This window comes from Alginatibacterium sediminis (assembly GCF_003610775.1).
Lineage (GTDB): Bacteria > Pseudomonadota > Gammaproteobacteria > Enterobacterales > Celerinatantimonadaceae > Alginatibacterium > Alginatibacterium sediminis.
Genome location: NZ_RAQO01000007.1, coordinates 70,331 through 87,236, shown reverse-complemented (window position 1 = coordinate 87,236; position 16,906 = coordinate 70,331). Strand labels below are relative to the sequence as shown.

Here is a 16,906-nt window from a genome sequence, read left to right as displayed (position 1 = left end):
TAGCCCTTTCACTGCGCATTTTGTGCAGCTTGGTTGAGGATAGGAGTAAGTGCTTGATTACGTGGGTGAATAAACATGAAAACTGGAACATTTAGTATAGGTTGACTACCACAGGCACTGAGTTCTTGAGGGGAGCCACTACTGGATAGGCTCATTTGGTCCCAAGTCGCAAAAATGTAATCGCCTTTGTTTTGTTGTAGCAAGAGAATCGCTTGGTCAGCATCGTTCGCTTGACGATAGCCCTTGGCAGTTGATGCTATCGCCATATCCGAATGGGATGCTCCTTTGATGATAATTGGTTTCTTGTTACGAAATGCTTTGGCCGTTTTTGGGCAGTTGTCAAGTTTGGTGACCCAGGCCCATATTGGAAGGGTTTGAACGGGAGTGGGAATTTGAATTAATGCTCGCTGTTGGGCGTGATATGGATGCATTAAGGCATGACCATCGAGTTGACCGTTCTCTATCAGCTGTAAGGCTTGCGAGACCGGCATAACTTGGAGCTGTACGGTGTGTCCTTGCGTTGCCATTAAGCTACGGACTTGAGACAAAAATTCGATGTTATTTGCCATTAAGTAGTTGTCGACAGCAAATACGAAATTTGCCGCAAAACTAGAACCTGCCGAAAGTGGTAATGTGGCGAGGATGAATAGCAGTTGTCGTAGATAGCGCAATCTATTCGATTTGGGCTTCAATATCGTTTGCCTAGCAATGATTAATCTTTGATCTTATTGTAATTAACCTCGTGATGGATACAAGTGCTTCGATGACGAAGCTAGTACTTACGCACACTATGTACTCCTTATCGCCCACTATTGATGAATATTTTGTGCTTGCGTTGCTGAATTAAGTAGATACTCCTGACTTTGGTCTCTACCTTTGTCTTTGGCCTTGTAGAGCGCTTTGTCAGCAAGTTGAGACATTTGATCTAGATTAGAGAAGCTGCTCTGGTCTAGACAAACAAATCCAATACTAATGGTTAAGTTATGTGAAACAGGTGAGTCGGGGTGGGGGATGTTTGCATCGCTAATCGTTTTCACCAGTTGATTTGCCAATTTACGGCAATCGCGGCTACTTATTTCACCGACAATAGAAAACTCCTCACCTCCGGTGCGGCCGGCAATTAGGCCATGTTGATTAGCAAATTGTGCGATCAACTGTCCGCTTCGTTCCAATGCTAGGTCGCCCTGAGCATGGCCGGCGCTGTCGTTTAAGCGTTTAAAATAATCTAAATCACAGTACATTAAGCCTAAATTAAAGGGTCTGTTTCCACACTTGACGACCAGTTGTTGTGCTTTATGGTCAAAAGCATGGCGGCGCAAGCAATGGGTCATCGGGTCAAAAGTAGCAATAAACTCTGTCTGTCTTTTCTGAACCAAAAGCTGTCCTAAGATTGTAAAGCGATGCCTAAATATCATGATCGAAGCAAAGACACTAATAGCGACGGCAAACGAAAAATGCACGATGTCATGAGTAGGACTCGGAAGAGTATTTATTAAAAGTACCCATAAGATAGAGGTAACGAGCATAGAGACATAGAAAACGTTTTTATGAGCCCCAATTCCACCTAGCGCCATAATCGTAATGAGTAAATTGGTGGTTTGATGAATGTCACCGGTGAGATAAATATGCGCAAAGGAATTTAAGGTGATGACAAATGCGGTACTGATTTGCATCAAAATCGAGATGTCTTGTTCAACTTTGCGTGCGATAACGACTAAAATTTCGATATAGAGGGCAGAGAATAATGCAATCAGAGTCATCGATTGGCGAATAACAGGATCAGGAATCAGTAAGAAATGAAAAATAGCTAGGGCTAAATAGAGAAGTCCAACATAAAACAAAATGCGTTGGCTTTGATGTTGAGTAATACTAGCCAGGCTTTGCTGATAGTTAGCTATGTCGAGCTCCTTATGCATTACTCCCCCCTATACTAATGCATTCTAGTACGTAGATTATAGTAATGCTTAGACCTATAAAAGCTATGCTTGTTTTGTTTTACATGGGATTTTTAGACAAAGCACACACTAATCGTCATGCAAATCCTGCATTATATACGAATCAGCTGGGCTTATGGCTTAACCACAGGATTTTTAAGGATTTTTATATGGAACGCATCTTGAATTGGGGGGTGTTGGCCCCAGGACGTATCGCTAATAATTTTGCTCAAGGTTTTGCAGCGGTATCCGGTGCCTGTTTATATGGAGTCGCCAGTCGAGATGCACAACGGGTTGAAGAGTTCGCGACTCGCTATGACATCAAACATACCTATAACTCCTATGCGCAATTACTTGAGGACCCAGCAATTGATGTTGTCTACATTGCTAATCCGCATCGTTACCACGCTGAAGTTGTAGAGCAATGTTTGAATGCTGGTAAACATGTTTTATGCGAAAAACCATTAACCGTTACCGCCAAGCAAGCAACGCATTTATTTGAACTTGCCACCGAAAAAAACTTGTTTCTAATGGAAGCCGTCTGGAGTCGTTTTTTACCGTGTTGGCAACAGGTTAAGCAGTGGATCGAGAGCGGCAACATTGGCGAAATTCAATTGCTTCGTTCAACATTTGGCTTTCAAGCAGAACGCAATATGGAAGACCGCTTGTTTAACCTAGAGCTTGCTGGTGGGGCCATGCTTGATACTGGCGTGTACAACATAGCCTTATCAGAGTTTGTAATGGGCAGACAACCTGAAAGTGTGAGTTCTTCAGTTCTGGTTGGTGAAACCGGTGTTGATGAACGTTGCAGCGTCATGATGGATTATGGTGATGTGACTAGTCAATTTAGTTGCAGCTTCCTAAGTAAATTAGACAACGAATTTCAGATTGTTGGCAGCCTTGGAACGATCAACGTAGCTGCATGCTTCTGGGATGCCACGAAGGCGGAGTTGGTTCTTAATTCCGGTGACCGAGAAACATTTGATCAAGCTTACCGAGCAAGCGGTTTCGAGTATCAAATTGATGAGGTGAACCGCTGTGTTAAAGCTGGTCAAACGCAAAGTGACAATGTAAGTGCCGATGTTACCATTGGTAATTTACATGTGATGGACCAGGTGCTTTCAGAAGCGGGTGTTAATTACCCATTTGCTGAACGTTGTTAAACTTAGGCATTTAGGCACAGATCTTAAAAATTGCAGTGATAAGCACACACCATCGATTGGTTTTTGTTCGAAGTGAGCGAAAGCTAATCAAAGGACTGATTTTCTAGTTTTTTTTCGAAAAAAACCTGAATCGGGTCTTTACAAGCCAAAGCGGTAAACGTATTATTCGCCCCGCTCGGAGAGATGGCAGAGTGGTCGAATGCACCGGTCTTGAAAACCGGCATGGGTTTATAGCCCATCTAGGGTTCAAATCCCTATCTCTCCGCCACATTAAGAAAAAAGCCGCTGATTTATCAGCGGCTTTTTTCGTTTTTGGTCATTCAATAATGTAGTAATGATGCAATTAAATGTGGCAAGGATCTATCGGAATAAGATTATTACGTATCTGAAATTGGTAATGAGCTCGAAGATTCCACCTTTTTATTGGTAAAACTGTCAGTTTTTTTTACATTACTTTGGGTTCTTAGGAAAGGCATGCCTTAAGTTATTGAAATAAATGATATTATTTATTGGGTTCAATTATTGCATCTTTATTTATTCTTGTTGCATGTTTACGAGTATGCAAAAAGTTTTTCACACTGACTTAGGTAGGAAATGGAGATTCAATTGAAGTTATTGCTGGCCGGGGTTTTGTTAGTTTTATCTAGTGTTTCTAACGCAACTATAATTACACATGGTGACTTAGTTACTGACGACACAACTAAGGTTATCACTCAGGTATCGACAGGACGGCAATATACACGCTTTGACACTTTTGACTTAAGCTATGCTCAAACAATCGAAGCTTTAGAACCATCTGAATCCTATTTTGGTTGGAACATAGCAACTTCTGCAGTTGCGGACGACTTCATTAATGCGGCACTTGGGTCTGACAGTTCTTTGTGTGATGGGCAAGTAGCATATTTTAGTTTCTGTGGCCAAATTGTTGGATGGTCTGATGGCGATTTTGGCGAGTCTTACTTAAGTGATTCTGACTACTTCGCATATTTAACATCAGCTGGAGCATTGACAGGTACCAATATTATTTCCTTATTCGAAATCACTTCAAACGGCGTTGTTTATGACTATGAGAACTGGTCTACTGACGTAAGTTTAGACGTTTATAGTTCCGGACGTAATGGAAGGCCTATTAATCTGTTGTTGTACAAAGATTTCGACGCTACTGACCCCACAGCGGTTACAGAGCCGACATCACTTGTAATCCTTTCCTTGAGTATATTTGGCTTGGTTGCCGCGCGAGCAAGAAAAAAGGCTTAAAAAATTGAAGAGCTCGGCCTGAATCGGTTGGGATGTAGATTACGAAATATCCTAACCTTGAACGAGTAAGTTGTACTTAAACGCTTCAAGGTCTCGTATGTTGTTGAATTTATAATTAAACTTCGTCGCTAGAATGATTAAAGAAACGATATGTGAACCCTCACTAAGCGTTTCGAAGTAATTTCTGTTGTATAAACGTTTGCGCCTCTAACGTGAACCTTATGGTTTGGGGGGCGTGATTGTTTAGCAAAGTCATTCCAATGTGAATTTCAAAATACTTATTGTTAGCGGGCTTTCAATCGTCGTAATTCGATATAAAGTTTGTACACAAATTTGCCTTCTCATTTTCTTATATACTTAGCTGTTACTACCTCTCTTACACCTATGTCGCGGATACTGTTAGTAGATTGTGGAAAATATTTAGAGCTAATCTTTGGTAAATAATGATGGGGTTAAGCTTATGGTTAAAATGGCGATATCGATCTCATGAATCAAATTTTAGAGCTTCTATTCAATTAGTACGAAGTTCTTACTATTCTTTTAGTTCTATGTTCTAACCTGTTCCTATAGTAGTGTATTAAAAGTGCGCAGCATTTTTCTTGAAGAATAAGCTGGGGGTAGGATTGATCATAGATATTGGGTACATGCTCTCCGCTGGAGTCATGTTATTTTCTGCATTACATTTACTTATTCAATCCCGAGTGAGTGGGCAAACAACTCTTTATTTGTCCTTCGGCGCTATGACGCTCATGGCTGCAACTTATCAACTCGCAAATTATGTCTATTTCAACAGTACATCTGTTGAAGACGCCGTTATCGCGATGAAATTTCAAGTGTTTTCGGTCACCATATTTATCCCATTACTCTATGTTTTTATTACCTTCTACGCGAAACTTACTATTTCAAGGTATTGGGGAGGATTACTCTTTGTCGCTTCGGCAATTGTAGCGGTTCTTAATGTGATTGAACCCTACTCTATTCGAATGAGTGCACCGGTAGAGTTAGTGCAAATCGATGTACTAGGAGTATCAAAATCACTGTTGAAAGGCAGCCCATCACCTTACGGACTATCGATGCAGCTATTGGGATTAATTACCTTAATTTGGGGGACTTTGACATTCGTCCGGCTGTTTATAAGACAACGTAATTTTTTGACCTTTGGCTTTGGGGTATTTTTATTTGGCAGTGCATTTGGCATGCTCTATGGGGCTGCAATCGATACTGGTGTGGTTCAAGGTGTTTATATTGTAGGTTATGCGTTTGGCTTTTTTGTTGTCATTACCAGTTTTCAAATTTCATATGACAGTAAGGTTCAAGCACAACGAATAAAACAGCATCGTGCTCTCTTAGAATCCGTAGCTAAAGGGGTTAGCTATACTATTGGCCAACAGTTCTACGAGAAACTGACCCTTCAATTGTCAGAAATATTTACTGCAAAGTATTGCTATATTGGGGTGGTTAGTGAAAATTCAAAAAGAGTTAGTACCAAATCATTTGCTGTAGACCAGTGCATATCAACTAACTTTTCATATGAACTAATAAACACCCCCTGTGCAAACGTCTTAGAAAATAAAACCTGCATTTATCGGAAAGGAGTCCAGGCGCTCTTTTCTCAGGATCAACTACTCGTAGATATGGAAATTGAGTCCTATATCGGTATGCCAATTCGTAACTCAAATGGCGTTCAAATCGGTATTATAGTGTTACTGGACACCAAGCCGCTCGATTTCCCAAGTCATACCTTAGATGTGCTCGACATTTTTGCCGCTCGTGCAGGCGCCGAATTAGAACGCGAAACGGCCGAGAATACCATTCGGCGTTTGGCTTACGAAGATTACCTTACCCAACTCCCCAACCGAGTCACCGCTTACGAATATTTAGAACAACTGTGTAGACAGAACCAAACAGAAGAGTCATCTATTCATCTGTATTTAATTGATTTAGACCACTTCAAAGTAGTGAATGATGCTCTTGGTCATGATATAGGTGACGATGTACTAAGAAGTTTTAGTAGAGAGTTACAAAGCCAGCTGCCCAATGATATTTTTATTTCTAGAATCGGTGGGGATGAGTTTTTGATTATTGATATCAAAAGCAGTGAGTTTAGATTATCTAAAGCACTCAAGAATGTTCTTGGTGAACCCATGGTGATTGGAGACCATGTTATAGAAGTCAATGCATCAGTGGGTATGGCCGTTGTCCCTCAGAGCTCTCAATCGGTGTTGGGAATGCTCCGCTTTGCCGAGTTGGCTTTGTATCAAGCCAAAAAGAACGGTAGAAAACAGTTCTGTATCTATCACGAAGAATTGGAACACATCGCTAAAGAAAGGATGATAATTCAAACCCACTTAAAGAAAGCGTTATTGGATAATCGTATAAGCGTACATTTCCAACCGCAATATCGCTCCAACGGCAGTATTTATGGTGCTGAAGCTTTGGTGAGATGGTTTGATGATGAGCTGGGTACGGTTTCTCCCGCAAGATTTATCCCCATTGCCGAAGAAACAGGACTAATACATTCTTTAGGTGACTACATACTTGAATTGTCACTTAGCTACTTAAAAGTTCTGAAGTCTGAGTTGAATTACGCTGGGCATTTTTCTATTAATATTTCGGCTTGGCAATTTGCACTGCCTAATTTTATTAAATCACTTGAAAAACATTTAATAGCACACGATGTTGAAGCCAGCGACGTCGTACTTGAACTCACAGAGACCGCTGCATTTTTTCAGAATATTACAGAAACCATCGATAAATTTCACAAGCTCAAACAAGCGGGCTTTCAAATAGCTCTCGACGACTTCGGTACCGGGTATTCATCGCTTTCCTATCTCAAAGACTTACCGATTGATATTCTTAAAATTGATAAGGCTTTTGTAGATGAAATTGTGGACGGTAGCGAGTCACCATTGACTGAATCAATGATTTCCATTGGAAGCAATATGGAGTTGGATGTAATAGCGGAAGGCGTGGAAAGTAGCTATCAGGTCAAAGTGTTGACTCAAATGGGCTGTCATATCTTCCAAGGGTTCTATTTTGATAAACCCATGCCATTCGAATCGTTTAGGGCGCTATTAGAAGCGCAGAATAAAAAGTCTGACTAACACCATGTGGTGCTACATTCTAAAGTATAGCCACTTTTCTTGCCGGGATTAACGAACAACTTTACCTGGTTTTGGCTGAAATTATAGGTGCGAGGCATTACTAAAGACGGTTAGTGTCCAACCAAGCCATCAGCTTTTCATTTACAGTGAGCATTTGTTGCAGCTCTTGGTCTTGCAGAGCACTAAATGTCTTAGTAATTTCAGGTTGTAGTTTTACCATTATTTCACCGCATAAGCGCACCCCCCGGCTCGTAATCGAGAGGTGGCGTTTGCGTTTATCTACACTATCAAGCTGCGCGCTTAACAAGCCTTTGTCTAATAAAACTGAAACCAGTTTGGTAATTCCCGGTTGATTCATTTCCATCACGGTAGCTAATTCTGAGATTGTCCAACTGCGCGAAGGGGTATGGCTAAAATGGCTCAATAGCCCAAATTGAGAAACGTTTATTTCAAAGCCTGAGAACAGGATGTTTTTCCGGGTGTCCATCAGTTGTTGAACAATCCCCATTACCATAATTAAACGCGCTTCGGTTTGATCTCTGTTTTCCATTATCACCTCAATAGGTATTGACATACATTCCTTGGAATACTAATATTCATTCCAAGGAATGTAAATTGGTATTTGAGGTAGATATGAAACGTAGACAATTTATTCGCATTGTAGGGCTAGGTTTAGCATCAACAGCTATAGGCTCTTCCATCGTTAGTTGTTCTGACAACAAGCAAGCTGTTGAGTTTGGTTGGGGTACAGCAAGTCTCGAACAAAGCGATATCCGCTTAAAACTAATAGCTTTGGCGATGTTGTGCCCCAATCCACATAACATTCAGCCGTGGTTAATTAAAATGACTTCAGATACTAGCTTTGATTTGTACGTCGATCAGACCCGGCTTTTGCCCCAAACCGATCCGGTAGCCCGCCAAATTCATATAGGGCAGGGGACATTTTTAGAAACCTTAAGCATTGCAGCTAGCGGTCATGGTTACCAAGCTGAGATTAGCTATTTTCCAGAGGGAGAATACTCGAACCAAGAAACACTCGAAAAACCAGTTGCTTCGATTACCTTAGTAAAACAAGACACTACTGTGGTCGACGAACTTTACCCCTACTTACTCGAACGTCAGTCCAATAAACGTGAATACAACAATCACCGTCTAAGCGAGACTGAAAAGTCAAAACTAGGCGCGTTCAATTTACGAAGTAATGAGGGTAAGCCAGTATCGCAATTGTTGTTTATTGATAAACCTGAAGCCAGTCAGTATATGCAAGAGGTGTTGACGAAGGCGATGGCAATTGAAGTTAGTAACAAGCAACGTGACTTAGAAACCATTGCTCTATTTCGTTTTAATGATGCCGAGATTGCCAAGTACCGAGATGGATTTGGTTTAGCGCATTCAGGTGTGACTGGATTTAAAAAAATTGTGGCTGAAACGCTTTTTCTTTCGCGCAAAAGCGCAGAGAAAGACAGCACCGCCTTCGGTGAGCAAAGTGTTCAATTTACTAAGACAGTTAGTGAATCGACAGCGAGCTTTGCCTTGCTCAGTAGCCCAGGAAATAGCCGCCAACAACAAGTCCAAGTCGGTAGGGAATATTGTAGGTTAAACTTAACCAGCACAAAGATGGGCATCGCACAGCATCCAATGAGCCAAGTCTTACAAGAGTATCAAGACATGTTACCGCTACAAGAGGATTTTAAGCAGTATTTTTCTATACCAGAAAATCACACCGTTCAGATGTTAGTGCGCCTTGGCCATGCGGCAAAAACTGCTCATACACCGCGTCGCGCTGTTGCGAGTATAGTGAAGGCTTAAGCAAACGCCGAGGCGTAAACGATAGGGCAAGAGCATCACCATTTTTTAGCTTACGCTTTTAAGTGTGTTGACCTTGGTAGGCAACTCTTGGAGACCGTATGATACGACATATTTTACTGATTAAGTTTAAGGCTACTGTCGATACGAATGACATAGCAAAAATCAAAGTCTTATTTGAATCTATTCCAAATAAAATAGATGGAGTGGTAAATGTCGAATGGGGCTTGAATGACAGTCCTGAGTCACTCAATCAAGGTTACAGTTATTGTGTGTTGATGAGTTTTGCCAATGAAAAAGGGCGTCAAAATTATTTGCCACACCCTGAACATGAAGCCTTAAAGAAAAAATTTGTGCCTTTGCTCGACGATATCGTGGTTTTTGACTATCAAGTGTAATGGTTTTGCTGCAAATACTTGTGTATTTAACCGGTAATCAAATCACTCGGCGATAGCTTCACCTGGGCTGTTAGTTTTGCCAGGGTCATTGCTTGGCGCTTTTGGTTATTCTGTTACAATTTTATAACAGTTTGTTCGGGCGGGAATGTTTATGGCTTTGATGAAACACCAAATTTTGGTGATGGTCATGAGTGCATTATTGTGTATCGCTTGTTCGGACAATAATCCTCAACAACAAAACGTCAATGCCGTTTATCTGCAAGCCTTCAACTTAGTCAGCATAGAATCCGCAAGTGACGGTTATATTGATGGCTCCGGGACCATCAAGCAAATGACACTAACGTGGGAGAGCCCCTTGGCTGACGCTAGTATCACGGGCATCAGCTATACCATTTGCGAACGCGATTTATCTCAGCAAAACTCATGTCTTTCGTTGGCGACTGTCAGCGATGTGCTCTCGTCAACGATTGAAGTCGTGAACCTAATCACAGCGGTAGAAGCAAGCTATTTCATTTTGGCTGATAGTGGCTCTGATCTTGAACTAAGCTCTGAAAAAAGCATTGATGCTGATGAACTGACCCAAATGATCGGCTACGTTAAAGCCAGCAATCCGGGCGACAACAACCGTTATACTCAGTCATTGGACATCAGTGACGATGGAAGCACATTGGCTATCGGTGCTCCTTTAGAAGATTCAAGTTCTACGGGAATAAATAGTATACCAGACGATCTAGGTCCGCCTTCAGGAGCTGTTTATCTGTATCGCCTAGACGTCAGTACCAAACGTTGGCAGCAGCAAGCCTACATCAAAGATTCAAGCTCTGGTGGAACTGACCTTTTTGGCTACTCAGTGGCGCTAAGTGCTGACGGTAATACGCTGATTGTGGGTGCGCCAAGTGAAGATTCGATTAGCAGTGATTCAGGAGCTGTTTATTTGTTTCGCTTTGATACATCAAGCAATTCCTGGAGTGAACAGTCAATTTTCAAGGCGTCCAATGCTGGAGGAAATGATAGTTTTGGATTCTCTGTTTCTATCAATGGAGATGGCTTTGTTTTCGCGGCTGGCGCATACAGTGAAGACTCTGGTTCATCAGGTGTATATGCAACTGATCTGGGATTGAATTTTGACTCTGGGGCAGCCTATGTATTTCGTTATAACCCGTTAACCAGTACCTGGAGTGAGCAAGTCTATATTAAGTCATCTAATCCATCTAATGATGACCTATTTGGATTCGCTGTTTCCTTAAGCCTGGATGGCAATACCCTGGCGGTAGGGGCGTTTATGGAAGACTCGTCAAGTAGCGGCATTAACTCTACAGACGATGACTTAGCCGTTGATTCAGGAGCGGTTTATCTATTTCGTTATAACCAGTTGAGCAGTCTATGGAGCCAAGAAGCTTATATAAAAGCTTCCAATTCCGGTGCCGGAGACAATTTCGGATTTTCGATTGATTTAGATAGCACAGGAAACACTTTGGCTGTTGGTGCTTTCGCTGAAGACTCATCTTCTTTAGGAGTTAATAGTAGTTCCGATGAAGCCGCTAGCGATGCGGGTGCAGCTTACCTATTCGTATATGATGCAAGCGTTTCCAATTGGAGAGAGCACTCGTACATAAAATCTAGTAATACCGGCGATGGAGATGGGTTTGGTGAGTCAGTTGCTCTTAGTCATGACGGTACCGTGTTGGCGATTGGAGCTACGCAGGAAGACTCAAGTGGTATAGGCATCAATAGTATTGAAGATGACTTAAGCCTAAATACGGGAGCCGTGTATCAATTTGTTTATGATGGAAGTGGGGATCTTTGGCAGCAAAATGCATTTATAAAGGCATCTAATCCAAGCGATCAAGATTTGTTTGGTTACTCCATTGTCCTAAGTGGTGATGGTAATACCTTGGTCATAGGTACAACAGACGAAGACTCTTCGACAAGTGGCGTTAATAGTCTCGGTGATGATGCAGCAACGAATACTGGAGCTGCTTATTTATATTGACTGTCGGTAAACACCACTGGCACCAATCTTTACACTCGCTCCCAGCAGCTGCTTTCGAGTTAGCTCGGTTCAGATAACCATTGTAAGGTTCACATCAATCGACATACTCTTATCTCATTAGCACTAAGAATACTACTATTACTATTGCTAGCCTTAGCTTTTGATTAATATATAAAAAATGTCTAGTATTATCCTAGATATTAGTCTTTCGAATTTAATCGTTACCTAGAAAACATCCCAGTTTTGACCTGTTTAGACAAATTGCTTAAGGAGTAGGCTATGATCCCTTTAAACACCTCAATTGTATCTGGGGTTGCCCTTTCGCGTGTCGATGGCGAAACAAAAATGCTATTAATGAAGCGGGTGAAAGGCGAATTTTGGTGTCATGTTGCCGGTTCAATTGAAGGCAGTGAACTGGGCTGGCAGGCAATTATTCGAGAGTTTAAAGAAGAAACCCAAATTGAAGTGGGTTCTTTATATAGCGCTCATTTCATGGAGCAATTCTTTGAGCCTCAAGTTAACGTCATTCAGTTTATTCCGGTATTTGTGGTGCTTTGCCGCGATAATCAAGCTGTGATCCTCAATGACGAGCACACCCACTATCGTTGGTGTTCACTAGAGCAAGCTAAAGCTTTAACCCCATTCCCCGGTCAACATGCGCTCTACGATCACATTTGGTCTTACTTTGTGGATAACAAACCCAATGCAATGCTTAAGCTCGATATTCAGTCTTCATAGGGTGTTGTGAGTGGTGTTGAAATAAAAGGTACATGCATACCCAAAAGGGAAGGTTTATGACGATTGTTGAACAGATAGTAGCTCGTGAAATTGAAGCGGTAATTGTCTTCGAATCAAACGACGTTATTGCATTTGCTGATCACGATCCGATTAATTTCGGTCATATACTTATTTGCCCCAAACGTACCTATGAATCGCTAATTGATTTACCTGATCACATTTACAGCGAAATAAACGCGGTAGCCAGGGATCTATATAAACGGATTCAAAGCAAATTTAAACCCGACGGTATTACCTTGATACAAAATAATGGTCGGTTTAACGAACTGTCTCACTATCATTTGCATATTTTCCCTCGGTTTATTGGCGACCAATTTGCGTGGCACAGCCAAGCCCTTGGTATTCAACCTATCGACAAATTACGCGAAATGATGGACCTTTTATAGCGGAGTCTCAGACATCGCTGAAATAACGAATTGCGTGATTTAATAATAATGCGGTTACATGCCGTATTGCGAACGCCTCAAACGGGAAAGGTAGTCTAGGCTGGCGCAGTTAACTCTTTAAGGCAACTTCGAAGAACCCCCCAACCTCTTTCTAAGCAAAGGAGTCTTAGTTAGTTAATGACTTTTTGTTGCAACACTATATGTTACTAACGCCATGAGCTACTTTGATATAGTGTTTCTCCAGATGCTAATGCTTTCTAAAAGGAAATCAAAAATGGATTTTGATCAATACATAGTCGATGCGTTTACTGCTGAATTATTCAAAGGCAATTCTGCAGCGATTGTGCCCATTGATGACTGGTTAGACGAAGCGCTGATGCAAAATATCGCAGTCGAGAATAATCTATCAGAAACAGCTTTTATTAAGCTTATTGGCCCAAACCATTATGAGATACGATGGTTCTCTCCGCTTACCGAAATCGATTTTTGTGGGCATGCAACGTTGGCTTCGGCCTTTGTGATTTTTAATCAACTTGGGGGCGGTGGCGACCTAATCTTCTCCACCTTGAAAGTCGGTGATCTGAAAGTTCAACAGCTTGAAGATGGACGTATAGAAATGATCTTTCCAAATCAATGCCCGCAAGTTTGCAGCGATGTTCCACCAGCCTTACTTAAAGGCTTATCGATAGCACCCAAAACAGTGCTTTTAAATCGCCAAGCCTACTTTGCTGTATATAGTACAGCCGATGACGTCAACAAAGTTCAATACCAATCTGAGCTCTTAAAGACCTTAGCGCCCTTAGATGTTGTAGTGACGGGTCCGTCTGAACAATACGACTTTATCTCGCGGTATTTTTGGCCAGCTAGTGGTGGTGATGAAGATCCAGTAACGGGTTCCATTCACTCCGGTCTTGCACCTTATTGGGCAAACTCACTTGGCAAAAATGAATTGATTGCCTACCAAGCTTCAAAACGCGGTGGTGTGCTTTACTGTAAAATTGACGCTGGCAGGGTATTGGTCTCAGGTCATGCAGTCTTGTATTCGCAAGCTAAGATTTTTGTCTAATACTTACAAATCTAACATCGCCGCTTTTAACGATTCGAGTATTGCATTGCGGCAAGCTCTACTTGGCTTCTTAACCAGCGATGGCTTGGGTCGTTGGTACGCGACGAATGCCAATAGATTGCAATTTGAATTGGCTCGAGTAAAAACTGAGCTTTAAGCTGTTTTAGCTTGTGTACATGCAGGTATTGATCGACCAATTTTTGCGGCAATACAGCAATATAGTCGCAGCGCTCTACAACCGGTAGCATTTCCATAATGCTACTGCACTGCCAAGCGATACTGCGTTTCGTTAAAATTGCTTCATCTTTCAGTCCCCTGCCAACTAGGTATCCTGATTTTTGGTCTAACTGTGAATGAGTGACATGTTTTTCCGCTAGAAACTGTTCGACGGAGATCGAGTTGCCGGTGAGGCGAGGGTGATCAATGCGGCACATGACACTTAAGGTGTCTTCCATAATGACTTTAGATCGCAATTGTGGATAGCGGTTTGAATGCGCATCGATAACGAGGTCACTATGCTGTGAGCGTAACATACTGCTCACTTCATTATTATACAGCGGCTCTACCTTCATGCTTGCCATTGGCGCGCTGCGACGTAGAAGCGATGCAAGCTCAGGCAAAATTGTAAAACCAAAAACGCTTAACGATGAGATTCCAAACTGTTTGTCGCAAGCTCTTGGGTCAAAGCGTTGATACTCTGGCATCATATACGCAATATTCTCGACAGCGCTGGCTAAGGCTGGGTAAATATCCAAGGCATACTGAGTTGGCTCTACACCATGACTTGAGCGTATAAACAGTGCATCCTTAAACACCTCCTTGAGCCGAATCACCGCTTGGCTTACTGCTGACTGACTGATACCTAGTCGTTTCGCGGCCTTGGTATAGTTTTTCTCTTCAACAATCGCGACAAAGGTTGGAATCAAGCTATAGTCTGAATGCTTCATTACTTACAACTCCATCAATAATGGTGCGTGATATTAAATATCTTATATCATATATCAGCCATCTTTTGAGCAACTTCAATAAAATCACTGTAACAATTTCTGTTAGTGAATCGTGTTCAATATGAAAAAATCTATCCTAGCTTTATCAGTTCTCCTCGCAAGTTCTCTCACACTACCAGCCAAGGCAGGTGCAAACCATGGTCATCGTTTTGATGATGTTAGCGTGACTATCCCAACCCTTTCCCATGATTACTACTTGGGCGAAGGCTCAGGTGCTACCCATTTCTGGCATGGTGACAATAAAGATATGACCTGGACAGCTACTGGCGGGAATAATGCCTATTTTGATGTATCAGATAAAGTTCACCCGCAGCTAACTGCACATTCACAGAAGATGGAAAAAGGGATCTTTGCTTACAAAGAAACTTTTTTCCAAGTCTACGGTTACGGTTTGACCTCGCCAATGATAGTAGATGGCGACAATGGACTTCTCATTTTTGACCCGGTTGAATCGGTTGAGAAAATGGAAGCTGTTATGGCTGATTTTCGCAAAGTAACGGGTAATCAAAAACCTGTTGCTGCGATAATGTACTCGCATTGGCACCCTGATCACTATGCTGGTGTTCGCGGAATCGAAGCAGCTGAACAAGCAAAAATCATCGCTCATGACACGTTTATGGCTAACGTGGTTAAAGGCTCTATGGGCGGAACCGGTCCTGCACTTGGTTTTCGTGTTGATTACTCCTTAGGTACCTTGCTTGAAGTTGAAGAAGGTGGACGTATTAATGGTGGTTTAGGTCCGGACTTTGAAATTTTGGAGCACAGTTTGATTGCACCAAATACCTTTGTTGAAGGAAAATTTGGCCAATTGGATATGGAAATTGAAGGTATTAAGGTTGAGTTTAAGCACGTCCCATCAGAAGCCTCTGATGAGATAACGGCCTACTTCCCAGATTTTGAGCTGTTATTTGGTTCTGAAGTTATTCAAGGCGAAAGTTTCCCTAACCTACACACCATTCGCGGTACACAGTACCGTGACCCAAGTATATGGTTCCCAGGAGTTGATACATTACTTGAGTATCAAGCTGAAACCTTGATGGTCTCTCATGGCCGCCCGGTGGTTGGTGCTAAACACGTTGATGACACGCTAACTGCGTATCGCGATGCCATACAATTCACTTATGACCAGTCCATTAAAGCGATAAACGACGGTGCAACTCAAGAAGATTTAATTCGTAAGATTAAGCTACCAAAGCATCTTGAAAACCACCCATGGCTTGGTGACTTTTACGGTTCGATTCGGCATGCAGCTAAGCAAATCTTTGTTGGAGAAATGGGATGGTTCGATGGTGACCCTACCACACTAAATCCAACTCACTCTGTAGAAGCATCTAAGCGCATGGTAGAGCTTGTAGGTGGTAGGGACGAAATGTTGCGAATAGCTCAGCAAGCCTTTGATAAAGGTGACTTTCAATGGTCAGCTGAGCTCACCACCCATATCATCCGCCTTGATTTAGAAGACATGGGCCCACGTTTACTTAAAGCGCGAGCGCTTCGTGAACTTGGTTACCGCGAAACTAACAACAATTGGCGCAACTGGTATCTAACATCAGCTAAAGAGTTAGATGGCACCATTGATTACTCCAAGAAAATTAACCTTCAAGCACCTGACTTGATGGCCGAATTTGAACCGTCACAATTGGTAGCCGGGATGCGCTTTGGATTGAATGCGCAACGAAGCCAAGATCAGCACTTTACCGTTGCATTTGCTTTTGAAGATTCAGATGAAACCCATGCGCTTGAAATACGTCGAAGTGTTGCTCAGTTCCACGAAAATTTTGACGGTGAGCCAAAAGCAACAGTGCATTTGACCAAGCCGATTTTCTTAGGCCTGTTGGTGGGAAAGGTGGACTTTGTTAAAGCGGTTCAAGATGGCTATATCCAGATTGATGGCGATGTAAAGTCAGTTGCAAGCTTCTTCTCAATGTTCGACAAGCCAGCTGAAAATCCAAAAGTAACGTTGCGCTAACTACAAACTATGCAAACCGCAGCAA

14 protein-coding genes and 1 tRNA gene are annotated in these 16,906 nt (G+C 42.1%); 11 read left to right on the top strand and 4 right to left on the bottom strand.

Translation table 11 applies throughout. The annotated features are described in order from the left end of the window. Window positions 1–8 precede the first annotated feature (8 nt). Window positions 9–692 (bottom strand): hypothetical protein, encoded by a 684-nt coding sequence (locus DBZ36_RS13410; RefSeq protein WP_120355467.1) that lies wholly within the window; start codon window positions 690–692, stop codon window positions 9–11. Between the two features lie 117 nt (window positions 693–809). Continuing rightward, on the bottom strand, window positions 810–1,916 hold the full coding sequence (locus DBZ36_RS13405; protein WP_120355466.1) for a GGDEF domain-containing protein: 1,107 nt from the start codon (window positions 1,914–1,916) through the stop codon (window positions 810–812). Window positions 1,917–2,104: 188 nt separating this feature from the next. On the opposite strand from DBZ36_RS13405, the gene DBZ36_RS13400 reads away from it, so the two are divergent. The 4 genes from DBZ36_RS13400 to DBZ36_RS13385 all read left to right on the top strand — a co-directional run bounded on the left by DBZ36_RS13400 (window position 2,105) and on the right by DBZ36_RS13385 (window position 7,458). Then, window positions 2,105–3,097 (top strand): Gfo/Idh/MocA family protein, encoded by a 993-nt coding sequence (locus tag DBZ36_RS13400; RefSeq protein WP_199711874.1) that lies wholly within the window; start codon window positions 2,105–2,107, stop codon window positions 3,095–3,097. A 177-nt stretch (window positions 3,098–3,274) separates the two neighbouring features. After that, window positions 3,275–3,365, top strand: a tRNA-Ser gene (locus DBZ36_RS13395). A 338-nt stretch (window positions 3,366–3,703) separates the two neighbouring features. Beyond that, window positions 3,704–4,354 carry a hypothetical protein gene (locus tag DBZ36_RS13390; protein WP_147395030.1) on the top strand — a complete coding sequence of 217 codons (651 nt, stop codon included), beginning with the start codon at window positions 3,704–3,706 and terminating at the stop codon, window positions 4,352–4,354. Window positions 4,355–4,977: 623 nt separating this feature from the next. Next, on the top strand, window positions 4,978–7,458 hold the full coding sequence (locus DBZ36_RS13385) for a sensor domain-containing phosphodiesterase (RefSeq protein WP_147395029.1): 2,481 nt from the start codon (window positions 4,978–4,980) through the stop codon (window positions 7,456–7,458). Window positions 7,459–7,558: 100 nt separating this feature from the next. On the opposite strand, the gene DBZ36_RS13380 is transcribed toward DBZ36_RS13385, so the two are convergent. After that, a complete protein-coding gene (locus DBZ36_RS13380) occupies window positions 7,559–8,008 on the bottom strand; it encodes a MarR family winged helix-turn-helix transcriptional regulator (RefSeq protein ID WP_120355563.1) in 450 nt (149 codons plus the stop codon). 83 nt (window positions 8,009–8,091) lie between these two features. Between DBZ36_RS13380 and DBZ36_RS13375 the strand changes: the two genes are divergently transcribed. The 6 genes from DBZ36_RS13375 (at window position 8,092) to DBZ36_RS13350 (ending at window position 13,905) form a co-directional block, all read left to right on the top strand. Beyond that, window positions 8,092–9,267 carry an Acg family FMN-binding oxidoreductase gene (locus DBZ36_RS13375; RefSeq protein WP_120355562.1) on the top strand — a complete coding sequence of 392 codons (1,176 nt, stop codon included), beginning with the start codon at window positions 8,092–8,094 and terminating at the stop codon, window positions 9,265–9,267. A 98-nt stretch (window positions 9,268–9,365) separates the two neighbouring features. Then, window positions 9,366–9,662: a Dabb family protein gene (locus DBZ36_RS13370; protein WP_120355463.1), complete on the top strand. Its 297-nt coding sequence runs from the start codon at window positions 9,366–9,368 to the stop codon at window positions 9,660–9,662. A 151-nt stretch (window positions 9,663–9,813) separates the two neighbouring features. Beyond that, a complete protein-coding gene (locus DBZ36_RS13365) occupies window positions 9,814–11,655 on the top strand; it encodes an FG-GAP repeat protein (RefSeq protein ID WP_158589102.1) in 1,842 nt (613 codons plus the stop codon). Window positions 11,656–11,934: 279 nt separating this feature from the next. Then, window positions 11,935–12,393 carry an NUDIX hydrolase gene (locus tag DBZ36_RS13360; protein ID WP_120355461.1) on the top strand — a complete coding sequence of 153 codons (459 nt, stop codon included), beginning with the start codon at window positions 11,935–11,937 and terminating at the stop codon, window positions 12,391–12,393. A 56-nt stretch (window positions 12,394–12,449) separates the two neighbouring features. Next, complete coding sequence (locus DBZ36_RS13355; protein WP_120355460.1) at window positions 12,450–12,839, top strand: HIT family protein; 390 nt, start codon at window positions 12,450–12,452, stop codon at window positions 12,837–12,839. A gap of 274 nt (window positions 12,840–13,113) precedes the next feature. Continuing rightward, window positions 13,114–13,905 (top strand): PhzF family phenazine biosynthesis protein, encoded by a 792-nt coding sequence (locus tag DBZ36_RS13350; protein ID WP_120355459.1) that lies wholly within the window; start codon window positions 13,114–13,116, stop codon window positions 13,903–13,905. Between the two features lie 26 nt (window positions 13,906–13,931). On the opposite strand, the gene DBZ36_RS13345 is transcribed toward DBZ36_RS13350, so the two are convergent. Further along, window positions 13,932–14,852 carry a LysR family transcriptional regulator gene (locus DBZ36_RS13345; RefSeq protein ID WP_120355458.1) on the bottom strand — a complete coding sequence of 307 codons (921 nt, stop codon included), beginning with the start codon at window positions 14,850–14,852 and terminating at the stop codon, window positions 13,932–13,934. Between the two features lie 121 nt (window positions 14,853–14,973). Between DBZ36_RS13345 and DBZ36_RS13340 the strand changes: the two genes are divergently transcribed. Then, window positions 14,974–16,881, top strand: a complete 1,908-nt coding sequence (locus tag DBZ36_RS13340; RefSeq protein WP_120355457.1) for an alkyl/aryl-sulfatase — start codon at window positions 14,974–14,976, stop codon at window positions 16,879–16,881. The last annotated feature ends 25 nt before the right edge of the window (window positions 16,882–16,906 follow it).